The organism is Kribbella sp. NPDC004138 (genome assembly GCF_053603655.1).
Genome location: NZ_JBSGFZ010000026.1, coordinates 24,669 through 44,196, shown reverse-complemented (window position 1 = coordinate 44,196; position 19,528 = coordinate 24,669). Strand labels below are relative to the sequence as shown.

The window sequence follows — 19,528 nt, the reverse complement described above, 5'->3', positions numbered from 1 at the left end:
GGACCTCCCGGCCTGACGACGATCCTCAGCGGCGGGCGTTGCGGGACCAGCTGAAGCAGTAGGCGCCGAAGGCCGCGATACCGACCGCGAGCAAGGTCAGCAGCACCGATCCGGCCGGCTGCTCCTTGATCGTGCGCAGCGCGGTGTCGAGGCCGCCGGCCTTCTGCGGGTCGTAGGCGATCGCCGCCCAGCCGAACAGCACGCCGACCACGGCGTACGCGAAGCCCTTCGCGCCGTACCCGATCCGGCCGAGCAGGACGGTCACGTCCGAGACGCCGCCCACCAGGTCCTCGGTGAACTTCTTCGTGATCCCCTTGTAGACGTGGTAGCAACCGATCGCGAGGATCGCGACACCGGCCGCGATGACCACAGCCCGTCCCCAGCCGTGCTCCATCAGCCGGGCAGTGACACTCCGCTGCTGACCGGTTCCCGAACCGCCCGAGCCGACCGCGACCTTCACCGCGCTGATGGCCAGCACAACGTAGACGATCGCGCGTCCGACCGACGACAGCTTCTTGTGCGGTTCCAGGTGGCCCCAGATCACCTGCAGGACCTGCCAGACGGCCAGGGCGAACAGCCCGATCGCCACAACCGACAACAGCACGCCGCCGAGCGGCTTGTCCGCCAGTTCCCGCAGGGCGCCTTGCTGTGAAGCCTCCTGCGATGACTTGCCGAACGCGAGCTGCAGGGCGATCCAGGCGATCAGCAGGTGTACGACGCCGTACGCCACCAGGCCGACCGTCACCGCGTACCGGTACGGCCGGCTGTATCGAACTTCCTGGGCGGTAGTAGTCACACCTGAGAAGTTCCCAGTGCGGAAACAGTCAGGCGGAGACGGGTGCGCTCGCCTCGCGGTCCGACTCGTCGATGTCGCCGTACTCACCCTGACGGTACGCGCGGCGGCCCAGCGTCCACACGTAGGTGAGGAACGCCAGCTCGGCGACGATGCCGATGGTGACCCTGACCGGGCCTGGCAGGAACGGTGTAACAAACGCTTCGATCAGCCCGGTGACCAGAAGCACCGCGGCCAGGCCGATCGCCATGCCGACGGTGGCACGGCCGGTCTGTGCGACAGCCTGCATGCGTGTGCGCGGCCCTGGTACGACCCAGGCCCAGCCGAGCCGTAGGCCGGCCGCGGCGGCGACGAACACCGCCGTGATCTCGAGCAGGCCGTGCGGCGCGATCAGGCTGAAGAACAGACCGCCGCGGTCGTGGCCGATCATCAGTCCGGCGCTCAGGCCCAGGTTGAGCGCGTTGTCCCACAGCACGAAGACGGACGGGATCAGCAGGATGCCGAGCGCGAGCACAGCGGCGCTGATGGTCGCGTTGTTGATCCAGACGCGCAGGGCGAAGTCCTGTGCCGGGTTCTCCGAGTAGTACGCCTCGAAGTCGTGCTCGACGAGCTGCTTGATCTGGTCCGGTGTCGCGATCGAGTCGATCACCTCGGGGTGTGCCAGCACTCTCCAGGCGGCCCAGGCGGCGACCAGGTAGAAGAGCAGACCGATGGTGATCCACCAGCGTCTGGAGGCGTACAGCGCGGCGGGGAAGCTGACCAGGAAGTACTTCGAGATGTCACGCCAGACAGGTGCCTGGACGCCGGTCACGGCGCCGCGTGCATCGGCGATCAGACCGGAGAGCCGGCCGATCGACACCGGATCCGCCCCGGCCGCTCGCAGCGCGGCGAGGTGCGTGCCGACCCGCTGGTAGAGGACCACGAGCTCTTCGGCTTCCGCACCGGACAGGCGGCGCTGGCGGCGAGTCAGGTACGCCAAGCGGTCCCACTGCGGCTGGTGCACCGAGACAAACGCTTCTACGTCCACCGCCACACCTCCTCCACCCGACTGGTGGCAGACTAACCGGACCTAGTGTCTACGCAGGAGGGGGGCGGCGGAGTGTCCCAGCTGGTCACCGGCGAAGCAGTCGTCCTCCAGGTGCGGATCGCCCGGATGCCCACGCGGGCGATGGCGTGTGCGATCGACATGCTGCTGCAAGGCATCGTGCTGAGCGTGCTGATCGCGCTCCTGGCCGGCTTCCTGTTCGGGAGCGAGGTCAGTGAGGCGCTGGCGGGTGCGCTGATCTTCGTCGTCGTGCTGCTCGTGGTGGTCGGCTACCGGGTCGTGATGGAGACGCTCACCCGCGGGCGGACGCTCGGCAAGATGGTGCTCGGGCTGAAGGTGGTGCGCGACGACGGGAGCTCGATCCGGTTCCGGCACGCGCTGGTGCGGACGCTGATGTGGTTCTTCGTCGACTTCGCGCCGTGGTTCGCGGCCTGTCCCGGGATCGTCGCGAGCCTGATGAACAAGCAGGGCAAGCGGATCGGGGACATGGTGTCCGGGACGGTCGTCATCCGCGAGCGCAACCAGCCGATGGCGTCGCCGCCGCTGTTCGTGCCCGGTCACCTGGTCCAGTGGGCGCAGTCGCTGGAGCTGTCGCGGCTGTCCGACGAGCTGGCGAATGCGGCCCGCGACTACCTGGCCCGCTTCACCGAGCTCCTCCCCGGCCCGCAGTACGCACTCGGCGAGGCCCTGGCCGCCCGCGTCGCTGCCGTCATCGCACCGGCGCCGCCGACCCAGGTCATCGCCCCCGCCTACCTGTCCGCCGTCCTCGCCGAACGCCGCCGCCGCGAACTCCAACGCCTCTCCACCCACCGCCCCCTGCCGACCGGCCCTTTCCCCTCCACCTCGCCATACCCACCAGCCCCGTCACCGTACGGCCCAGCCGCCCCGTCGTACGGCGTGCCGGCCGGCCCGTTCGCCCCGCCCAGCCCGTACGGCGCCCTCCCGCCGGCTCCTCCGCCGCCCGGCCTCTTCGCCCCACCTGCACCGACCACCCAGTCCCGCCCCGCGACCGTGAACGCCGAAGGCTGGGCCGCCCCCGGCAGCAACGAAGCCGGCCACTGGTCCTGACCACCGCCGGCCCTGACGCGATCCGGCGAGGTGGCTGTCCTCGGGCAGGTCGCCGACAAACACCTCTTCACAGCGATCCGCTGACAAACACGAGGTCGCCGGATCAGCTGGTCGCCGCCCGTACGCCGCGCAGGACGACGTCCAGCACCACGTCGGCCTCCGCGCGGGCGGCCTCGTGGTCGGCGGCCCGGGCGATGTAGAGGGCTGAGCCGTAGAGACCGCCCAGTGCGAGGTGCGCCAGCGAGTCGAGTGTGACGCCGGGCAACGCGCCGCTGTCCACCAGTGGCGTCAGCACGGTCCGCAGCATCGGCAGCTCGACGCCTTCCGCGCCGCGTTCCCACGCGCCGGCTGCCAGCACGGTCACACTGTCGATGATCACGATCCGCCGGAACGCCGGCTGCAAGCAGGCGTCGAGGAAGGCGGACAGGCCCGCTCGTACCGCGACCCACGGATCCTCCTCGGCGAGGGCCGCGGTCATCACCGCCCCGGCGGTCTCCTCCAGCACCAGGTCGTAGACCGCCTTGAACAGGGCGTCCTTGCCGCTGAAGTGGTGGTAGAGAGCCCCCTTCGCGAGACCCGCTCGCTGGACGATGTCGTCCATCGCGGTTGCCTTGTAGCCCTGCTCGACAAACCGCTCGCGCGCGATCCCGACCAGGAGCTCCCGGGTTGCCTCCGCCTGCCGTTCCCGCAGCTTCTTGACAGTCACCGGGCAAGCATAAAATACTGACCGCAAGTCGGTGACCGACCGTCGGTCGGTGAAAGGAGACTGTGATGTCGCCACTTCCGCCCGGACAACGCCGCGTCGAGGGGTTCCCGCGATTTGGCACCCACCTGCACCGGCCGCCGCCCACAGTGCCGGACGATCCGGTGATCGCGATCAGCGGCGTCGTTCGCAAGCCCTCGGAGGTGCGGCTGCCCGAGCTCGCCACGCTGCAACGGCGCGAGCTCGTCGCCGACTTCCACTGCGTCTCCGGCTGGACGGCGACCGGCCTGCGGTGGGAAGGGGTGCGGTTCGCCGACTTCTTTCGCGCCTTCGTCGAGCCGGCGCTCGACGCGGAGGGCCGCGTCAGCCACCTGGCGTTCGAAGGGCTGGACGGGGTCAGCTCCGTGGTCGAACTGCGGGACGCGCTGGCGGACGACGTCCTGCTCGCGGACCGGGTGAACGGGTGCCCGCTCGGCGGCGACCACGGCGCACCGATCCGCCTGGTCAGCCCCGCCCAGTACGGCTACATGAACATCAAGCACCTGTGCCAGGTCGAGGTGTGTTCCACCTTCCCGGAGCACCGCCTCGATCGGGGCATCATCGGCCGGCTGATCGAGGGTCATCCCCGGGCTCGGGTCTGGCAGGAGGAGCGCCACGGCCGCATCCCGGGACGGCTGATCCGGCCGTTCTACCGCCCGCTGATCCGCCCGATCCGCGCCCTCTGTGCGAAAGGAACGCAAGACAGATGAGACTCCCCGACGACGTGCTGAAGACCCAGGACTGGATCATCGACGACATCGTGCCCGACTTCGACGTCGAGGACGTCTGGGCGCTTCCCGTCGAGGGCGGCGCGGACGATTTTCCGGTCGTCGTCGATCTGCAGCAATCCCTCGACTTTCCGGGGTCCGCGCCGCTGCCGGTGCGCTTGCTGTGGGGCCTTCGTGACGTGCTCGGACGCGCGTTCGGGCTCGGGCGCATCTCGACCTCCGCGGACGCCGCCGGCGCCTGGCCGCCCGTTCCCGGCACGGGCGAAGCATCACTGCTCGTGCGGGTTCCCGACGACCTCCGCGACAAGTCTCCGGCGTCGCTGGTCACCGACAAGCCGTTCCGGCCGCTGTACCGCACCGGCACCGAACTCGCCGAGGAAATCTCCAACCGGACCATGTACGGCGTGATGCACCTGGCCTGGGTCGACCACGGAAACGGCCGCTACCGCGCGCAGATGACCGTCTACGTCAAACCCCGCGGCACGTTCGGCAAGGCGTACATGGCCTTCATCAAGCCGTTCCGCTACGCGATCGTCTATCCGGCACTCATGCGGCACTTCGAACGAACCTGGTCACAGAACACCCCCGCGCAATAACTTGCGCGGGGGTGTTCAAAGAACCTCAGTAGCGGTAGGCCTCCGCCTTGTACGGGCCCTCGACCGGTACGCCGAGGTATGCCGCCTGCTCCTTGGTGAGCTCGGTCAGCTTCACGCCGAGCGAGTCGAGGTGCAGCCGGGCGACCATCTCGTCGAGGTGCTTCGGCAGCACGTACACCTCGGTCGGGTAGTCGGCGGTCTTCACGAACAGCTCGATCTGCGCGAGGACCTGGTTGGTGAACGAGTTCGACATCACGAACGACGGGTGCCCGGTGGCGTTGCCGAGGTTCAGCAGGCGTCCCTCGGACAGCACGATGATCGTGTGGCCGTCGGGGAAGCGGAACTCGTCGACCTGCGGCTTGATGTTGACCCGCTCGATGCCGGCGACCTTGTACAGCCCGGCCATGTCGATCTCGTTGTCGAAGTGGCCGATGTTGCCGACGATCGCCTGATGCTTCATCGCCGCCATGTGGTCGGCGGTGATGACGTCCTTGTTGCCGGTCGTGGTGACGAAGATGTCGGCGATCCCGACCACGTCGTCCACGGTCGACACCTGGTAGCCGTCCATCGCCGCCTGGAGCGCGCAGATCGGGTCGATCTCGGTGACGATCACCCGCGCGCCCTGACCGCGCAGCGACTCGGCGCAGCCCTTGCCGACGTCGCCGTACCCGCAGACGACCGCGACCTTGCCGCCGATCAGGACGTCGGTGGCGCGGTTGATGCCGTCGATCAGCGAGTGCCGGCAGCCGTACTTGTTGTCGAACTTCGACTTGGTGACCGAGTCGTTGACGTTGATCGCCGGGAACAGCAGCGCGCCGGCCTTGTGCATCTCGTACAGCCGGTGCACGCCGGTGGTGGTCTCCTCGGTGACCCCCTTGATGCCCTGACCGATGGTCGTCCACTTCGTCGGCGACTCGGCCAGCGTCCGGGTCAGCAGGCTCAGGACGACGCCGTACTCCTCGGAGTCCGCGGTCGACGGGTCCGGCACGGCGCCGGCCTTCTCGAACTCGGTGCCCTTGTGGACGAGCATCGTGGCGTCGCCGCCGTCGTCGAGGATCATGTTCGGGCCTTCACCGGGCCAGGTCAGCGCCTGCTCGGTGCACCACCAGTACTCCTCCAGCGTCTCGCCCTTCCAGGCGAACACCGGAACTCCGGCGGGGTTCTCGGCCGTGCCGTCCGGGCCGACGACGACCGCGGCCGCCGCGTGGTCCTGGGTGGAGAAGATGTTGCACGACACCCAGCGCACCTCGGCGCCGAGCGCGACCAGCGTCTCGATCAGCACGGCGGTCTGGATCGTCATGTGCAGCGAGCCCATGATCCGCGCGCCGGCCAGCGGCTTGCTCTCGCCGTACTGCTCGCGCATCGCCATCAGGCCTGGCATCTCGTGCTCGGCCAGCCGGATCTCCTTGCGCCCGAACTCGGCCAGGCCGAGATCCGCCACCTTGTAGTCGAAGGTCATGCCGCTCCCCTGCTGAAGACTGTGATTACTGCAAGACCTGAGCCTAGAGGGACGAGCCACGCGGTTTGATCGCTCCAGGCGCATTTTTGACACCGAAATGTCAGGATTGATGCTATGCGCATCACCGAGGCCGCTCGCCAGCTGGGTACCACTCCGCGCATGCTCCGTTACCGGGAGGCACTCGGACTGCTGCCGCGCTCCCGCTCCGAGCACACGTCACAGCGCCAGTACGACGACCGCGACCTCGCCGCCGTCCGGCTGGCGCTCGACCTCGAACGCCGGTACGACGTGACGCCGGCGGCGCTCGCCTTCGCGCTCCGGGCGCTCGCCGAACCGTCCGTGGCCGCGGACATCCGCAACCTCGGCTACCGCACCGGCCGGCTCACCGCGCCGCCGACGCAGGCCGAGATCGACCGCGACCGCGCCCTCCGCTGGCTCGGCCGCTCCGGCGTCCTCCCACCCAAACCGCGCTGACGTCCATCTCAGGGGTCAACCCCCGAGATGGACGGTTCGCCTCCCGGCAGGTGGAGTGCCAACCGGCGATCTGAGGGGTTGACCCCTCAGATGGCCCTTAGTGGGACGGGGCCTCGGGGACGGCGGGGCGTTCGTCGGGGACGTGGTGCTCGTGGAAGATGTCGGGCTCGAGGTAGATGTGCTGACTCATCGGCTCGGCGGCGCGGACGGCTCGCTCGGCGGCGTCGATGGTCTCCGCGACGACGGCCGCGTCGGCGGTCGGCTCGACGCCGAGCTTCGCGGCGACCAGGACCTCTTCCGGGCCGAGGTGCAGGGTCTTGATGTGGATCAGCCGCTGGACACCCGGGGTGTTCTCGATCGCGGCGACGATCCGGGCCTCGGACTCGCGGGTCGCGGACTCGCCGAGCAGCAGCGACTTCATCTCGATCGCCAGGAAGACCGCGACGCAGACCAGCAGCGCGCCGATCGCCATCGACCCGAGGCCGTCGAACACACCGTTGCCGGTGACAAGCGTCAGGACGACGCCGATCAGCGCCAGCACCAGACCGGTGAGCGCCGCGAAGTCCTCGAGCAGGATGACCGGCAGCTCCGGGGCGCGCGCGTTCCGGACGAACTTCACCCAGGACACGTGTCCGCGAATCTTGTTCGCCTCGACGATCGCGGTCCGGAACGACAGGCTCTCCATGACGATCGCGACCACCAGCACCGCGATCGGGACCCACTTCCAGTTGTCGATCCCGTGCGGGTCGTGCACCTTGTGGTAGCCCTCGTAGAGCGCGAACAGACCACCCACGCTGAACAGCACGATCGACACGATGAACGAGTAGACGTACCGCTCGCGGCCGAACCCGAACTGGTGCAGCTCGTCGGCCTCGCGCTTGGCTCGCTGACCACCGACCAGCAGCAGCACCTGGTTGCCCGCGTCGGCGAGCGAGTGGATCGCCTCGGCGAGCATCGAGGCCGACTGGGTCAGCGCCCAGGCGGCGAACTTGGTGACCGCGATCCCGGTGTTCGCCAGCAAAGCCGCGACAACGGCCTTGTTCCCGCCACCAGCCATGGTTGTTCAGGTCCTCCAGTTAGCGTGCGGCGACGACGAACGCCGTGCCGGAACCACGCAGGGTACAGGGTCCTTCGGTTCCGGCGAGGAACGCCGACTGACCAGCGGACAACGTCACAACGGATTCCTTGCCCGAAGCATCGACAGAGCCGTCCACACAGCAGACGATCCGCGGCCCGACGCCGTCGATCGTGCGCTCGCCCGACGACAGGTCCACCCGGTGAATCGCGAAGTACTCACACCCTGTCTCGTAGATCCCGTCCGCTGTCGCGGTCAGCACCGGGTCGGCCAGCGGCTCGAAGTCCACCACCGAGACGAGCTCCGGTACGTCGACGTACTTGCTCGTCAGCCCGCCGCGCAGCACGTTGTCGGAGTTCGCCATCACCTCGAAGCCGAGGCCCCGCAGGTAGGCGTGCACGTTCCCGGCCGGGAGGTACACGGCGTCGAACCGCTGCAGGCGCACCCTGTTCAGCAACAGGGCCGCGAGCACACCGGGGTCGTCCGGGAAGTCCGCGCACAGCTTCGCCAGCGTCTCGCGCTCCAGGGGGAACGCGTCGCCCGGGTACTGCGCGACGGCCTCGCCCAGGGCCGCGACCAACGGGCGGATCGCGTCCCGGTCGGTGCTCATGAAACCGCTGAACGCGTCCTGGAGCTTGCCGTTGCGGAGCAGGTCCGTGAGCTCCTCGAACCCGGCCGGGGCCAGCGCGTCGAGCAGCGCGACCGTCGCCTCCAGCGGGCGGAAGCCCACCAGCGCGTCGAACGGCTCCAGCGCGATCAGGATCTCCGGCTTCGGCCAGGCGTCCTTGTAGTTGCGGTCCGCGGCGTCCCGGGGGATCGCGGCGGCCTCGTCCCGCTGGTACCCGTCGATCGCCTGGTCCCGGGACGGGTGCGCCTGGATCGACAACGGCTGCGCCGCCGCGAGCAGCTTCGCGAGGAACGGGAACCGGCCGTCGAACCGCTCGGCCGTCTCCTCCCCCAGCACCGCGGCCGGGTCGGCGGACACCGCGTCGTACAAGGTGTCGCCGTTCGGCAGGACCGACGGGGCGGACTCGTGCGCACCCATCCACAGCTCGGCCTGCGGCTCGCCGGTCGGCTGTACGCCGAGCAACTCCGGCAGTGCGGTCGGCGAACCCCACGCGTAGTCGCGGATGGTGTTCTGCAGCGGGACTACCACGCCGGATCCTCCGAGGGGTTGCCGGACCCGACCGGGTCGTCCACGGTCGCCATGCCGTACCGGCCGAGGCCGATCCCAAGATACGCCGCGGCGTAGCGACCCTGCTGGGTCAAAGCGGCGTACCGGGCGACATCCGTGCCGCTGGCCTGCGTGATCGTGTGCACCCGGACGTCGTGCGCCTCTGCCTTGGACTCCAGCTTGTCGCGGTGCTCGGCGACGCCGGCCTCGACGACACCGTCGTCCAGGATGATCAGCGCCGGCCGTAGCTCCTCGGGCTTGTCGAACGGGTCGGCGAACAGGTCCCGCGGCGGTTGGTTGAGCACCGGAAGCAGATGGCCCGCGTCCGCGGCCAGGGCCGGCCGTCCACTGGCCAGCCGTAGCGCCTCGACGACACGGCGGGCAGCACGCGCTGCCAGGACAGAGCCACCCCAGACCAGCGGCAACGCATCCGCCAGCACCAGAGCGAGCTCCTTCGCCGGGTTGGCCGCCACATCGTTGTTGGGCGAGCACTCGATCGCCACGTCGTCCAGCAACGTCGCCACGGCCTTGTGGTCGACCTCCGGGCCCAGCTCCATCTGGTGCAGCGCCTGAAGCACGGCGACGGCCGCAGCCAACTGGTCGTCCGACTGGGACGGCAGCCGGATCGCATGCCGGAGACCGGCCGAGGCGATCGCCACCGGCGAGTCCTCCGGCGCGGCGACCATCAGCCCGCAACCACGCCGTACCGCTTCACCGGCGGCCGACACCGCGTCCGTGTCCTCGGCGGCACCACCGAGGACGATCACCAGGTCCAGCGGGCCGGCCCAGCCGGGCAGCCCGGGACCGGGCCAGGCGAGAAACGGAACCGGGCAGACCGGCTCCAGCACGGCCCGGACCAGCCGGGCGTCGCGGCCCGCGGCCACCACGGCCCGCGGCCGGAAGCCGTCGGACTCCAGCTTGGCCAGCACGTCCTCGGACGCTTCCAGCTCGGCGCGGATCCGGGCACCGGCCATCGCCAGGCGGCGCAGCAGGTGGTCCGAGGCCTCGAGTACCGCCGGGTCGTCCAGCCGGGTGTCGTCGAAAACGCTCATCAGCTGCTCGCGGATTCGGACTCCGCGCGCGTGTCCCGGGCCTCGTCGATCAGCAGCACCGGGATGTCGTCACGCACCGGGTACGCCAGCGCGCAGGCGGCGTTGGTGCAGATCAGCTCGTTCGCCTCGTCGTCCACCCGGAACTCCGAGCGGCACTTCGGGCAGACCAGGATGCTCAGCAGGTCCGGGTCCAGATTGACTGCCATTCAGTTCTCCTCCACCGATGCGCCGGTGATCAGGGCCAGTACTTCGTCACGGACGCGTTCCATCTCGGCCCGGTCCGCGGCCTCGACGTTCAGCCGCAGCAACGGCTCCGTGTTCGACGCACGGACGTTGAACCACCACTGTCCCGCCGACACCGTCAACCCGTCCAGATGGTCGACCGTCACGCCGTCGACGCCAGAATACGTATCCTCGATCGCCGCAACGGTCGCCGCCGCGTCCGCGACCTTGTTGTTGATCTCTCCGGACGCCACGTACCGCTCGTACTCGGCGAAGAGCTCGCTGGCCGGTCGGTCCTGCTCGCCCAGCGCCGCCAGCACGTGCAGCGCGGCCAGCATGCCGGTGTCGGCGCGCCAGAAATCGCGGAAGTAGTAGTGCGCGGAGTGCTCGCCGCCGAACACCGCGTCGGTCTCGGCCATCTTCTGCTTGATGTTGGAGTGCCCGACCCGGGTGCGGACCGGGACGCCGCCGCGCTCGGCGATCAGCTCCGGGACCGCCTTGGAGGTGATCAGGTTGTGCAGGATGGTCGCGCCCGGGTGCTTGGCGAGCTCGCGGACGGCGACCGCGCCGGTGATCGCGCTCGGCGAGATCGGGTCGCCCTTCTCGTCCACCACGAAGCAGCGGTCGGCGTCGCCGTCGAAGGCCAGGCCGAGGTCGGCCCCGGTCTCGCGGACCTTGGCCTGCAGGTCGACCAGGTTCTTCGGGTCCAGCGGGTTGGCCTCGTGGTTCGGGAAGCTGCCGTCGAGCTCGAAGTACATCGGGACGATCGTCACCGGGCCGTCGGCGAACACCGCCGGGACGGTGTGGCCGCCCATGCCGTTGCCGGCGTCGACGACCACGGTGAGCGGACGGATGCCGCTCAGGTCGACCAGGTCGTGCAGGTGGTCGGCGTACGCCGTGAGCAGGTCCTTGCGGGTGATGTGCCCGGTCGCGGACCCCGCCGCCGGGCTCTCGGTCAGGGCCTTCGCGACCAGGTCGGCGATGTCGCGCAGACCGGAGTCGGAGCCGACCGGGGCGGCGCCCGCGCGGCACATCTTGATGCCGTTGTACTGCGCCGGGTTGTGGCTGGCGGTGAACATCGCGCCGGGCAGGTCGAGCCGGCCGGACGCGAAGTACAACTGGTCGGTGGACGCCAGGCCGATGTCGATCACGTCCGCCCCGGTGCTCGCCACGCCCTCCGCGAACGCGGCCGCCAGCGCCGGGCTGGACGGGCGCATGTCGTACCCGATCACCACCGCGCCGGGCCCCGCGAGCACGTCCAGGACCTCGACGAACGCCGCGCCGGTCGCCCGGGCCACCGACTCGTCCAACTGCTCCGGCACAACCCCCCGGACGTCGTAAGCCTTGAAGATCCCCGCAACATCAGCCATGCACGGACCCTATCCGGCCCGTCGGCCAAGCTGTATCCCAGCCTCGCTCCGCGCGCGGCAGGCAACAACTGGGCATCGTTGTCAGCCTGCGTCCTGACGCTGCCCCTCTCGTTCCGTATGTTCGGTCCTTGGTCACCGACAGGCGTGACCTGGCGGCTGGGGGGTGGCCAAACATGTTCCTGCGGCAGGCTCTGCGGTACCGGTGGTCCCAGGCGATGGTCCTGGCCGGGGTCAGCCTGTTGATCGGCACCTGCGCGGCGTTCGCGCCCTGGTTCGCGCGCGCGGTCGAACAGACCGTCACGACCGAGACCCTGGCGCGCCAGTGGAACTCGGCGGCCTGGCAAGTCAAGACGGTCCCGAAGACGACCGTCGGCGGATCGGCCGAATCGACTCCGCCGGAGGAGCTCGACCAACTCATCCCTGCCGACCTGAAGCAGCAGTTCACCCCACCGGTGTACGGGCGGGCCGCAGCAGTGATCTGGGGCCTCGGCGACGCCAGACCGACTGTCCAGAGCCGGGTGGTCTGGCGGGACGGTTACTGCGCCCAACTCGAACTGACCGCCGGCCGGTGTCCCAGCAGCCCCGGTGAGGTCGCCGCGTCGGCAGCGGACGCGAAGAACTTCGGCCTGGCGGTCGGGGCGACGATCAATGCCCAGAGCGCCAGCAACCCCGCGCGCAGCCCGCTCCGCGTGGTCGGGATCTACCAGGCGGACGCCGAGGCCACCTACTGGTTCGGCCGGAGACCGATCGGGAACTCGCGGCAGGCCAGCGACTCCCAGGCCCCGCTCGGCGACTTCCTGCTCACCGAGCGGGACACCCTCTCCGCGGGGCCTTGGGGCGCCTACTCGACGCTGGACACCCGCCCGCAGCCGGGAAGCGTGCGAGTCGACGACCTGGCTCGGATCCGTCAGGTGACCGATCAGCTCGAAGTACAGATCGCCGAACACGGCATCGACGCGCAGAACAGCTCAGGACTGATCGACGTCATCGACGGCATCCAGGCGGAGCGGCGCCAAGCCACGACCATCATCCCGCTGGTCATGGTGCAGGTGGCCCTGTTCGGGGTGGTTGTCCTGGCGCTCGCGTTGGCCACGGTGGTCGACCAGCGCCGCCCCGAGCTGGCCGTCTCGCGACTCCGCGGGTCGGGGGCAGGGTCGATCGGCCGGGCGCTGGCCGTCGAGCTGAGCGTGCCCGTGCTGCTCGGTACGGTGCTCGGCGCGGCCGCCGGTTTCGTGATGCTCCTCGCCGTACGATCGGCCTGGTTGGCCGGAGTACCGCCCCTGGAAGTGCCGTGGACGGTTCCGGCCGCGGTCGGTCTCGCAGCTCTGGCAGGGCTGGCGGTCGTCGCGCTGTCGGTTCGTACGGTCGTACGCCGGCCGATCTCCAGCCTGCTCCGGCGGATCGCGCCGCGCGGAAGCCACAAGACCATCGGTCTGATCGATCTGATCGTCATCGTCGTCGCATCGGCCGGACTGGTGACCGGACTGACCAGCGGCGGACGGGGTCCGTTGCCGATCCTGACCCCGACCCTGCTCGCGCTGGCCGCCGGCCTGGCCTTCGCCCATCTGCTGCTCCCGGCCGCCGGCCTGGTGAGCCGTCGGGCGCTGCGCAACGGGCGTCTCGGTCTCGCGCTCGGCGCTCTGCAGGTGGCCCGGCGTCCAGCAGTGACGCGGCTCGTCGCCGTGGTCGCCGTCGCGACCGGCCTGGTGTCGTTCGCCGGCCAGGCGGCTTCGGTGGCGGGTCGCAACCGGGACACCAGGGCCGGCTACGAGACCGGCGCCGAGGCGGTCCTCGCGATCGACACCATCAACCTCATCGACTTCACCGCGGCGATCAACAAGGTCGATCCCGACCGGCGGTGGCTGACGCCGGTCGTACTCACCCAGGCGCCCGCGGCCGAGAGCCTGCGCGCCGTGCTGATCGAGCCGGACAGCTACCGGCGGATCGCCTTCCGCGGCGACCGGCTCGCCGAAACCGAGGGGTTCGGCAATCTCCGGGCGCCGGCGGAGCCGCAGCCGATCAAGGTCGTCGGCGACCAACTGAAGGTGACCGCCGACGTCGGCACGACGGCGTCGTACGCACCGCCCACCAGTGACGGCGAGGAGCTCGCCCCCGAGGGCCGGGCGAGGTCCGTGATCCTGCAGGCGACGGTAGTCAACCAGCGCAGAGGGGCGCGCTACCTGGTGCGTTTCCCGCCGATACCGCTGGGCCGCAGCGGCCCGGTCCAGCTGAGTACGCCGATGGACTGCCGGCCGTCCTGCCAACTGATCCGGCTCGGGGTCGCCCGCGAGGTGGGTGACCCCGTGGGCGCCAAGGGCGAGATCGCGATCAGCCACCTGGCGACCGACACCCAGCCGTCGATCCCGCTGGGCAGGGCCCAGGACTGGACGAGCGGCCCGCCGGCAGGGGACGACGACCAGAGCCACATCGCGGCGAAGAGCCGGCCGAACGGACTGACGCTCGAGGTGACCAGCCTCGGGAGCGACCTGACCCTCCAGCACGCCGCGATCCCCACCCCTGTCCCGGCGCTGGTGAGTCAGGACTTCTCCGTGAGCGAGGTCCAGACCGTGCCCGGCCTCGACGGACTGTCGATCCCGATCACCAAGGTGGACAGCCTGCGGACACCGATGCCGCGGCACACCGAACGTGCTGCCGTGATGGACCTGGAGACCGTCCGCCGGCTCGGCGGGAACGTCGACGACACCTCGACCGATCTCGAGCTCTGGCTGAACGCCGACGGGCTCGCGAACCTCGGCAAGGTCGTCGACGGGCTCACCGCGGCCGGGCTGACCCCGACCCTCGTGGATCGGCGGTCCGACCGGATCGAGGGGTACGGGCGCTCCGCCAGCGCCCTCGCGCTCCAGCTCACCCCGGTCGTCGGACTCGCCAGCTGGGCGCTCGCGGTCATCGTGCTGCTGCTCATGGGCGTCAGCTCCTGGCGATCCCGGGCGCAGGACTACGCGAGCCTGCGGATCAACGGCGTACCGGCGTCGACGACCGGAGGGGCGGCGCGCTGGGAACAGACCGGGCCGGTCGCGCTGGCAGCATTGCTCGGGTCGGCCTGCGGCATCGTCGGCGCCCATATCGCGCTGCCGATGTTCCCGCTGTTCGCGGAGACGTCCGAACCGTCGCCGATCCCGCTCGACCTGGCGATCAACTGGTCCGGAGCGGTGATTCTCTGGCTGGCCGGCACCGTGGTGCTGACGGCGACCACGTTGGTCCTGGGCACCGGCGTGAACCGGCGCGCGGGGTACGTCCGGATCCGGGAGGAGTTGTCGTGAGCGGCCTGGCGATCAGCACCAGCGGGCTGGTGCACATCTACCGCAGCCAGGGCCATGACGTCGCGGCCTTGTCGGGCATCGGCATCACGGTGCGTCCCGGTGAGTTCGTCGGGCTGCTCGGCCCGTCCGGCGCCGGCAAGTCCACGCTGCTGCAGCTGTGCGGCGGCTTGCTGACGCCGAGCGCCGGGCGCCTGCAGATCGGCGAACACAACCTGACGACGATGACCGAGCCGGAGCTCGACCGGATGCGCGCGCGTGACATCGGCATCGTGCTGCAGGGAGCCGGGCGCAATCTGATCCCCTACCTGTCCCCCGTCGACAACGTCCGCTACGCACAGCGTGCTGCGGCGCACGACCAGTCCCTGCCGACGCCGGAGGAGGTCCTCGACCTGGTCGGCCTGGCCGACCACGCCCGTACGCCGCTGACGTCGCTGACGCCCGGGCAGATCCAGCTCTGCGCCGTAGCGGTCGGGATCGCCACGTTCCCCGGCCTGCTGCTGGCCGACGAGCCCACGAGCCAACTCGACCACCGGGCGCGGGACGAGGTGCTCGCCGCGATCTCGACCGTCAACGAGAGCACCGGTATGACGGTGCTGCTGGTCACCCACGACCCCGAGGTCGCCGCGGTGCTGCCCCGGACCGTCACCATCCGCGACGGCCGGATCGCGTCCGAGGGGCGCAGCGGCGAGGAGTTCGCGGTCGTCGCCACCGACGGGTCGCTGCCGCTGCCGCCGCACGTCGCCGAACTGCTGGCCCCCGGAACCCTGCTCCGCGTCACCACCACCGAGGACGGCGACGTTCGCCTGAGCCCTGTACAGCAAGAAGGTCAGTCGTGATCACGGTCTCCAACCTCACCGTCGCCTACGACGAACTGGTCGCCGTCGCGGACGTGTCGCTGCACGTGCCGCCCGGGTTCGTCCTCGCGGTCAGCGGGCCGTCCGGCGCCGGCAAGAGCTCGCTGCTGTGGGCCATCGCCGGCGCGGTCCGGGCGAAGTCCGGCCACGTCGAGGTCGACGGCCTGACGATCGCCGACCGGCCCGCGGCCGCGGCGCACGGCGTCGTACTGATCCCGCAGGGCAACGGTCTGGCCCGGGTCCTGACCGCCCGGGAGAACCTCTCGCTGCCGCTGCTCGCCAAGCGCACCGAACCGGAAGCGGTCGACCGTCACGTCGAGCAGGCACTGGCCGACGTCGGCCTGCAGGACAGCGGCGACCATCTGGTCGAGGAACTGTCCGGCGGCGAGCAGCAACGCGTCGCCGTCGCCCGCGGACTCGCCCAGCAGGGCCGCGTCATCCTCGCCGACGAGTCCACCAGCGAACTCGACGGCACGAATCGTGAGCGAGTGCTCGACCTCCTCCGCCGGGAAGCCGGCCGCGGCGCCGCGGTGATCATCGCTACGCATGACCCCAACGTCGCGGCCGGCGCCGACGGCCACGCCACCATGGACGAAGGCCACCTGACCTGGCAGCGGAGACTCTGAGAGCCTCAGGCCTTGTCGAACCAGCCGACGTCCTTGCGGTGGTGGACCGTCGGGAGCTGCCGCGGACTGGTCGGAGCGGCCCACTTCGCCGCGTTGGCGATGATCTGCTGGACCTCGGGCTGGTGGTACGTCGGGTACTCCTGGTCGCCGGGGCGGAAGTAGAAGACCCGGCCCTGGCCGCGGCGGTAGCAGCAGCCCGAGCGGAACACCTCGCCGCCGGAGAACGAGCTGACGAAGACCAGCTCGTCCGGCTGCGGGATGTCGAACAGCTCGCCGTACATCTCCTCGCGCTCGATCACCAGCGGGTGCGGGATGCCCTGTGCGATCGGGTGCCCGGCGGCGACCGTCCAGATCAGCTCGCGGTCGTTCTCGGCCCGCCAGTCGAGCGAGCAGGTGGTGCCCATCAGCTTGATGAAGATCTTGCTGAAGTGCGCCGAGTGCAGCGCGATCAGGCCCATGCCGGACAGCACGTGCTGCTGGACCCGGTCCACGACCGCGTCGTCGACGTCGCCGTGCGCGGCGTGACCCCACCAGGTGAGTACGTCGGTATCGGCGAGCACCTCCTCGGTCAGGCCGTGCTCGTCCTGCTGCAGCCACGCCGTACGGACGACCACTTCCTGCCCGAGCTTGTCCCGCAGCGCCGCCGCGATCGTCTCGTGCATGGTGTCCGGGTAGACCTTGCGCACGGTCTCGTCGCGGCCCTCGTGGACGTTCTCGCCCCAGACGGTGACGCGGATCGGACCGTCAGTTGTCCTGGTCATTGAGCACAACCTCTCGTCCCGCCTTCGCCGAGGCGTAGCAGGCGTCGATGATCTCGGTCCGCAGCAGCGCCTCGGACCCGTTCTGGCCTTCCCACTCACCGCTCTTGACGATCCGGACGAACTCGGCCACGACCGCGCGGTGCCCGAGCCCCGCGCCCGTCGCCGGCTTCACCTCGGCCGGTACGCCGCCGACGTCGGTGAAGATTCGCAGCGTGTCGTCGCTGGTGTAGTTCTGCACCTCGATCTTCGCGCCGCCGTCGGTACCGAACAGCTCGATGCCGAAGTTGTCGCCCGGCGCCCGGAACGTCGCCCAACTGGTCTCCAGCTGCAGCGCACCGCCGCCCTTCAGGCGCAGGTACGCCGTGGCCAGGTCCTCCACCTCGAACGCCGAACCGAGCGTGTTCGCGTTCGGGTCGCGGCTGCCCTTGCCGCGCGGGCCGAGCTCGGCGAAGGTGTCCGCGGAGACCGTGGTCACCTGCGGCTCGCCCATCAGGTGCAGCGCCATGTCGAGGATGTGCACCCCGAGGTCGATCAGCGGGCCGCCGCCGGACAGTTCCCGGTTCGTGAACCAGCCGCCCATCCCCGGAATGCCGTTGCGGCGCATCCAGTGCGCCTTCGCGTAGTAGATCCGGCCGAGCTGGCCCTCGTCGATCTGGTGCTTGAGCGCCGCGACGTCACCGCGCTCGCGGTGGTTGAAGACGACCTTCAGCACCCGGCCGGCCTTCTTGGAGGCCTCGACCATCGCGGTGCCCTCGGCCACCGTCCGCGCCAGCGGCTTCTCGGACAGCACGTGCAGACCCTTCTCGAGCGCCTTGAGGGCGATCGGGGCGTGCAGCTGCGTCGGCGTACCGATGCTGACCGCTTCCAGGCCCGGGGTCTCGAGCAGGTCTTCCCACTTCTCGTACAGATGCGGTACGCCGTGCTTCTCGCCCAGGCTGGTCAGGACGTCCTTCTCCAGACCCGCCAGCGCGATCACCTCGACGTCCGGCAGCTCGGAGAACGCCTCCAGCGCCGTCCGTCCGGCGAACCCCAGTCCTACGACACCGACCCGCAGTTTTTGATCGTTCACAAAGACGATCCTCTCCCGATGACAACGAAGGACACAACCGCTTCCCACACTACGGAACAGGTTTCAACACCCGTCAACCGACTGGATCTAACGGATCGGTCACGCAGTCCTTCCACCTCCACCCCAGTGCCGTCTGAGTCCGCCCCAGTGCCATTTGCGTGGTTAACCGGGCGGGTTGCCCCTTCATGCCTCGCATCCGGGGCGTGAAGGGACCATCTCAGCGGTGAACCCCTCAAACGGGCTCGGGCAGGCTGTGGGCGGTCGGCGGTGGCTCAGTCGTCGTCGGCGTCGAAGTCCGGGTCGATCTGCTCCGGGGAGAGGGCCAGGACGTCGGCGAGCTCGAGGACCAGCGCGGAGCGGACCAGCCACGCCAGGCCGGCGCCGGAGCGTTCGGCGCGGAGCTCGATCGGCCGCCGGAACACGACGATCCGGTACGGCTCGTGGGAGGTGCCGCCGGTGGCGTGCGTGAGCGGGATCTCGGTGGCGTCCAGGTCGAGGTTCGGCACGTCCTCGATCGCGAACTCGACCCGCGCGACCACCTGCGGCAGCCGCTTCTCCAGCCGCGTCACCTCGATCGCGACCACCTCGTCGAACTGCGCGGCGGCAGACCGCTGCAGCGGCAAGCCCCGCGGCGCGAACGTGCTCGGCCTGCTGATCGGGCCGAGCATGCCGCGGCCGTGGCGGTCGATGTGCCTGCGATGACGGCGAGCCTCGGTCACGCGCTCAGCCTAGTGGGGGTAACGTCTGTCCGTGAGCATCGCCAGGATCTGTTCGCGTGCCGGATGTCGGAAGCCGGCCGTCTCGACGCTCACTTACGTGTACGCCGACTCGACCTGCGTCCTCGGTCCGCTCGCGACGTACGCCGAGCCGCACTGCTACGACCTGTGCGCCGACCACGCCGACCGCCTCACCGCGCCGAACGGCTGGGAGGTCATCCGGCTCGCTCCGGACCCGGCCGCCGCGGGCCCGTCCTCGGACGACCTGGAAGCCCTGGCCAACGCGGTCCGCGAAGCAGCGCGCCCGCTGCCGCGCCGCGAGCCCGGAGCCGGGACGCCGGGAGCCCCGGTCGAGGTGGCCCGCCGGCGCCACCTCCGCATGCTCCAGGACCCCGGCGCCAACACCAACGAAGGCTGACAGGG

At 70.0% G+C, this 19,528-nt stretch carries 20 protein-coding genes; 8 read left to right on the top strand and 12 right to left on the bottom strand.

All coding sequences use genetic code 11. The features are described 5' to 3' along the window. Positions 1-25 precede the first annotated feature (25 nt). Both ACWEOO_RS31885 and ACWEOO_RS31880 read right to left on the bottom strand, forming a co-directional pair. Positions 26-796, bottom strand: a complete 771-nt coding sequence (locus ACWEOO_RS31885; RefSeq protein WP_452146185.1) for a DUF1206 domain-containing protein — start codon at positions 794-796, stop codon at positions 26-28. Positions 797-824: 28 nt separating this feature from the next. Continuing rightward, on the bottom strand, positions 825-1,820 hold the full coding sequence (locus ACWEOO_RS31880; RefSeq protein WP_359935317.1) for a stage II sporulation protein M: 996 nt from the start codon (positions 1,818-1,820) through the stop codon (positions 825-827). A gap of 72 nt (positions 1,821-1,892) precedes the next feature. On the opposite strand from ACWEOO_RS31880, the gene ACWEOO_RS31875 reads away from it, so the two are divergent. Next, positions 1,893-2,906, top strand: a complete 1,014-nt coding sequence (locus ACWEOO_RS31875) for an RDD family protein (RefSeq protein ID WP_452146184.1) — start codon at positions 1,893-1,895, stop codon at positions 2,904-2,906. Between the two features lie 103 nt (positions 2,907-3,009). Here the strand turns inward: ACWEOO_RS31875 and ACWEOO_RS31870 are convergent, their stop codons facing one another. Then, complete coding sequence (locus ACWEOO_RS31870; RefSeq protein WP_452146183.1) at positions 3,010-3,612, bottom strand: TetR/AcrR family transcriptional regulator; 603 nt, start codon at positions 3,610-3,612, stop codon at positions 3,010-3,012. Positions 3,613-3,677: 65 nt separating this feature from the next. Here ACWEOO_RS31870 and ACWEOO_RS31865 point away from each other — a divergent pair, with 65 nt between their 5' ends. Together ACWEOO_RS31865 and ACWEOO_RS31860 are read left to right on the top strand one after the other, a co-directional pair. Beyond that, positions 3,678-4,358, top strand: coding sequence for a molybdopterin-dependent oxidoreductase (locus tag ACWEOO_RS31865; RefSeq protein ID WP_452146182.1), 681 nt, complete (start codon positions 3,678-3,680; stop codon positions 4,356-4,358). Further along, the gene (locus ACWEOO_RS31860; protein WP_452146181.1) at positions 4,355-4,972 is read left to right on the top strand and encodes a DUF2867 domain-containing protein; all 618 of its coding nucleotides are present in this window, start codon (positions 4,355-4,357) and stop codon (positions 4,970-4,972) included. Before ACWEOO_RS31865 ends, ACWEOO_RS31860 begins: the two co-directional genes overlap by 4 nt. A gap of 25 nt (positions 4,973-4,997) precedes the next feature. Here the strand turns inward: ACWEOO_RS31860 and ahcY are convergent, their stop codons facing one another. Then, entirely contained in the window at positions 4,998-6,431 is a 1,434-nt protein-coding gene (gene ahcY, locus ACWEOO_RS31855; RefSeq protein WP_359935313.1) for an adenosylhomocysteinase, read from the bottom strand. Positions 6,432-6,545: 114 nt separating this feature from the next. On the opposite strand from ahcY, the gene ACWEOO_RS31850 reads away from it, so the two are divergent. Beyond that, a complete protein-coding gene (locus tag ACWEOO_RS31850; protein WP_452146180.1) occupies positions 6,546-6,905 on the top strand; it encodes a MerR family transcriptional regulator in 360 nt (119 codons plus the stop codon). A 97-nt stretch (positions 6,906-7,002) separates the two neighbouring features. Here ACWEOO_RS31850 and ACWEOO_RS31845 read toward each other — a convergent pair whose 3' ends face one another. The 5 genes from ACWEOO_RS31845 to ACWEOO_RS31825 are packed head-to-tail and all read right to left on the bottom strand — an operon-like array spanning position 7,003 to position 11,798. Beyond that, positions 7,003-7,962 carry a cation diffusion facilitator family transporter gene (locus ACWEOO_RS31845; protein WP_452146179.1) on the bottom strand — a complete coding sequence of 320 codons (960 nt, stop codon included), beginning with the start codon at positions 7,960-7,962 and terminating at the stop codon, positions 7,003-7,005. 19 nt (positions 7,963-7,981) lie between these two features. Next, positions 7,982-9,136, bottom strand: a complete 1,155-nt coding sequence (gene manA / locus ACWEOO_RS31840) for a mannose-6-phosphate isomerase, class I (RefSeq protein WP_452146178.1) — start codon at positions 9,134-9,136, stop codon at positions 7,982-7,984. Continuing rightward, a complete protein-coding gene (locus tag ACWEOO_RS31835) occupies positions 9,130-10,206 on the bottom strand; it encodes an SIS domain-containing protein (RefSeq protein ID WP_452146177.1) in 1,077 nt (358 codons plus the stop codon). Before ACWEOO_RS31835 ends, manA begins: the two co-directional genes overlap by 7 nt. Further along, on the bottom strand, positions 10,206-10,412 hold the full coding sequence (locus tag ACWEOO_RS31830; RefSeq protein ID WP_363710510.1) for a Trm112 family protein: 207 nt from the start codon (positions 10,410-10,412) through the stop codon (positions 10,206-10,208). The genes ACWEOO_RS31835 and ACWEOO_RS31830 overlap by 1 nt, the downstream gene beginning before the upstream one ends. Next, positions 10,413-11,798: a phosphomannomutase/phosphoglucomutase gene (locus tag ACWEOO_RS31825; RefSeq protein ID WP_452146176.1), complete on the bottom strand. Its 1,386-nt coding sequence runs from the start codon at positions 11,796-11,798 to the stop codon at positions 10,413-10,415. A 173-nt stretch (positions 11,799-11,971) separates the two neighbouring features. Here ACWEOO_RS31825 and ACWEOO_RS31820 point away from each other — a divergent pair, with 173 nt between their 5' ends. From ACWEOO_RS31820 to ACWEOO_RS31810, 3 genes are read left to right on the top strand one after another with little or no spacing between them, the layout of a single operon-like run. After that, positions 11,972-15,079 carry an FtsX-like permease family protein gene (locus ACWEOO_RS31820; RefSeq protein ID WP_452146175.1) on the top strand — a complete coding sequence of 1,036 codons (3,108 nt, stop codon included), beginning with the start codon at positions 11,972-11,974 and terminating at the stop codon, positions 15,077-15,079. Continuing rightward, positions 15,076-15,915, top strand: a complete 840-nt coding sequence (locus ACWEOO_RS31815; protein WP_452146174.1) for an ABC transporter ATP-binding protein — start codon at positions 15,076-15,078, stop codon at positions 15,913-15,915. The genes ACWEOO_RS31820 and ACWEOO_RS31815 overlap by 4 nt, the downstream gene beginning before the upstream one ends. Then, a complete protein-coding gene (locus ACWEOO_RS31810) occupies positions 15,912-16,559 on the top strand; it encodes an ABC transporter ATP-binding protein (protein WP_355696644.1) in 648 nt (215 codons plus the stop codon). Before ACWEOO_RS31815 ends, ACWEOO_RS31810 begins: the two co-directional genes overlap by 4 nt. Positions 16,560-16,564: 5 nt before the next feature. Here ACWEOO_RS31810 and ACWEOO_RS31805 read toward each other — a convergent pair whose 3' ends face one another. The 3 genes from ACWEOO_RS31805 to ACWEOO_RS31795 all read right to left on the bottom strand — a co-directional run bounded on the left by ACWEOO_RS31805 (position 16,565) and on the right by ACWEOO_RS31795 (position 19,108). Next, a complete protein-coding gene (locus tag ACWEOO_RS31805) occupies positions 16,565-17,320 on the bottom strand; it encodes a ThuA domain-containing protein (protein ID WP_452146173.1) in 756 nt (251 codons plus the stop codon). Next, on the bottom strand, positions 17,304-18,389 hold the full coding sequence (locus ACWEOO_RS31800; RefSeq protein ID WP_355696640.1) for a Gfo/Idh/MocA family protein: 1,086 nt from the start codon (positions 18,387-18,389) through the stop codon (positions 17,304-17,306). Before ACWEOO_RS31800 ends, ACWEOO_RS31805 begins: the two co-directional genes overlap by 17 nt. Before the next feature lie 272 nt (positions 18,390-18,661). Continuing rightward, entirely contained in the window at positions 18,662-19,108 is a 447-nt protein-coding gene (locus tag ACWEOO_RS31795) for a metallopeptidase family protein (RefSeq protein ID WP_363710505.1), read from the bottom strand. A gap of 31 nt (positions 19,109-19,139) precedes the next feature. Here ACWEOO_RS31795 and ACWEOO_RS31790 point away from each other — a divergent pair, with 31 nt between their 5' ends. Further along, a complete protein-coding gene (locus tag ACWEOO_RS31790) occupies positions 19,140-19,523 on the top strand; it encodes a DUF3499 domain-containing protein (protein ID WP_452146172.1) in 384 nt (127 codons plus the stop codon). Positions 19,524-19,528 lie beyond the last annotated feature (5 nt).

Bases quoted from the DNA above. Each gene is read 5' to 3' on its own strand.
- ACWEOO_RS31865 (WP_452146182.1), top strand. From the start codon at position 3,678: ATGTCGCCACTTCCGCCCGGACAACGCCGCGTCGAGGGGTTCCCGCGA.
- ACWEOO_RS31860 (WP_452146181.1), top strand. From the start codon at position 4,355: ATGAGACTCCCCGACGACGTGCTGAAGACCCAGGACTGGATCATCGAC.
- ahcY (WP_359935313.1), bottom strand. From the start codon at position 6,431: ATGACCTTCGACTACAAGGTGGCGGATCTCGGCCTGGCCGAGTTCGGG.
- ACWEOO_RS31850 (WP_452146180.1), top strand. From the start codon at position 6,546: ATGCGCATCACCGAGGCCGCTCGCCAGCTGGGTACCACTCCGCGCATG.
- ACWEOO_RS31845 (WP_452146179.1), bottom strand. From the start codon at position 7,962: ATGGCTGGTGGCGGGAACAAGGCCGTTGTCGCGGCTTTGCTGGCGAAC.
- ACWEOO_RS31835 (WP_452146177.1), bottom strand. From the start codon at position 10,206: ATGAGCGTTTTCGACGACACCCGGCTGGACGACCCGGCGGTACTCGAG.
- ACWEOO_RS31830 (WP_363710510.1), bottom strand. From the start codon at position 10,412: ATGGCAGTCAATCTGGACCCGGACCTGCTGAGCATCCTGGTCTGCCCG.
- ACWEOO_RS31825 (WP_452146176.1), bottom strand. From the start codon at position 11,798: ATGGCTGATGTTGCGGGGATCTTCAAGGCTTACGACGTCCGGGGGGTT.
- ACWEOO_RS31820 (WP_452146175.1), top strand. From the start codon at position 11,972: ATGTTCCTGCGGCAGGCTCTGCGGTACCGGTGGTCCCAGGCGATGGTC.
- ACWEOO_RS31805 (WP_452146173.1), bottom strand. From the start codon at position 17,320: ATGACCAGGACAACTGACGGTCCGATCCGCGTCACCGTCTGGGGCGAG.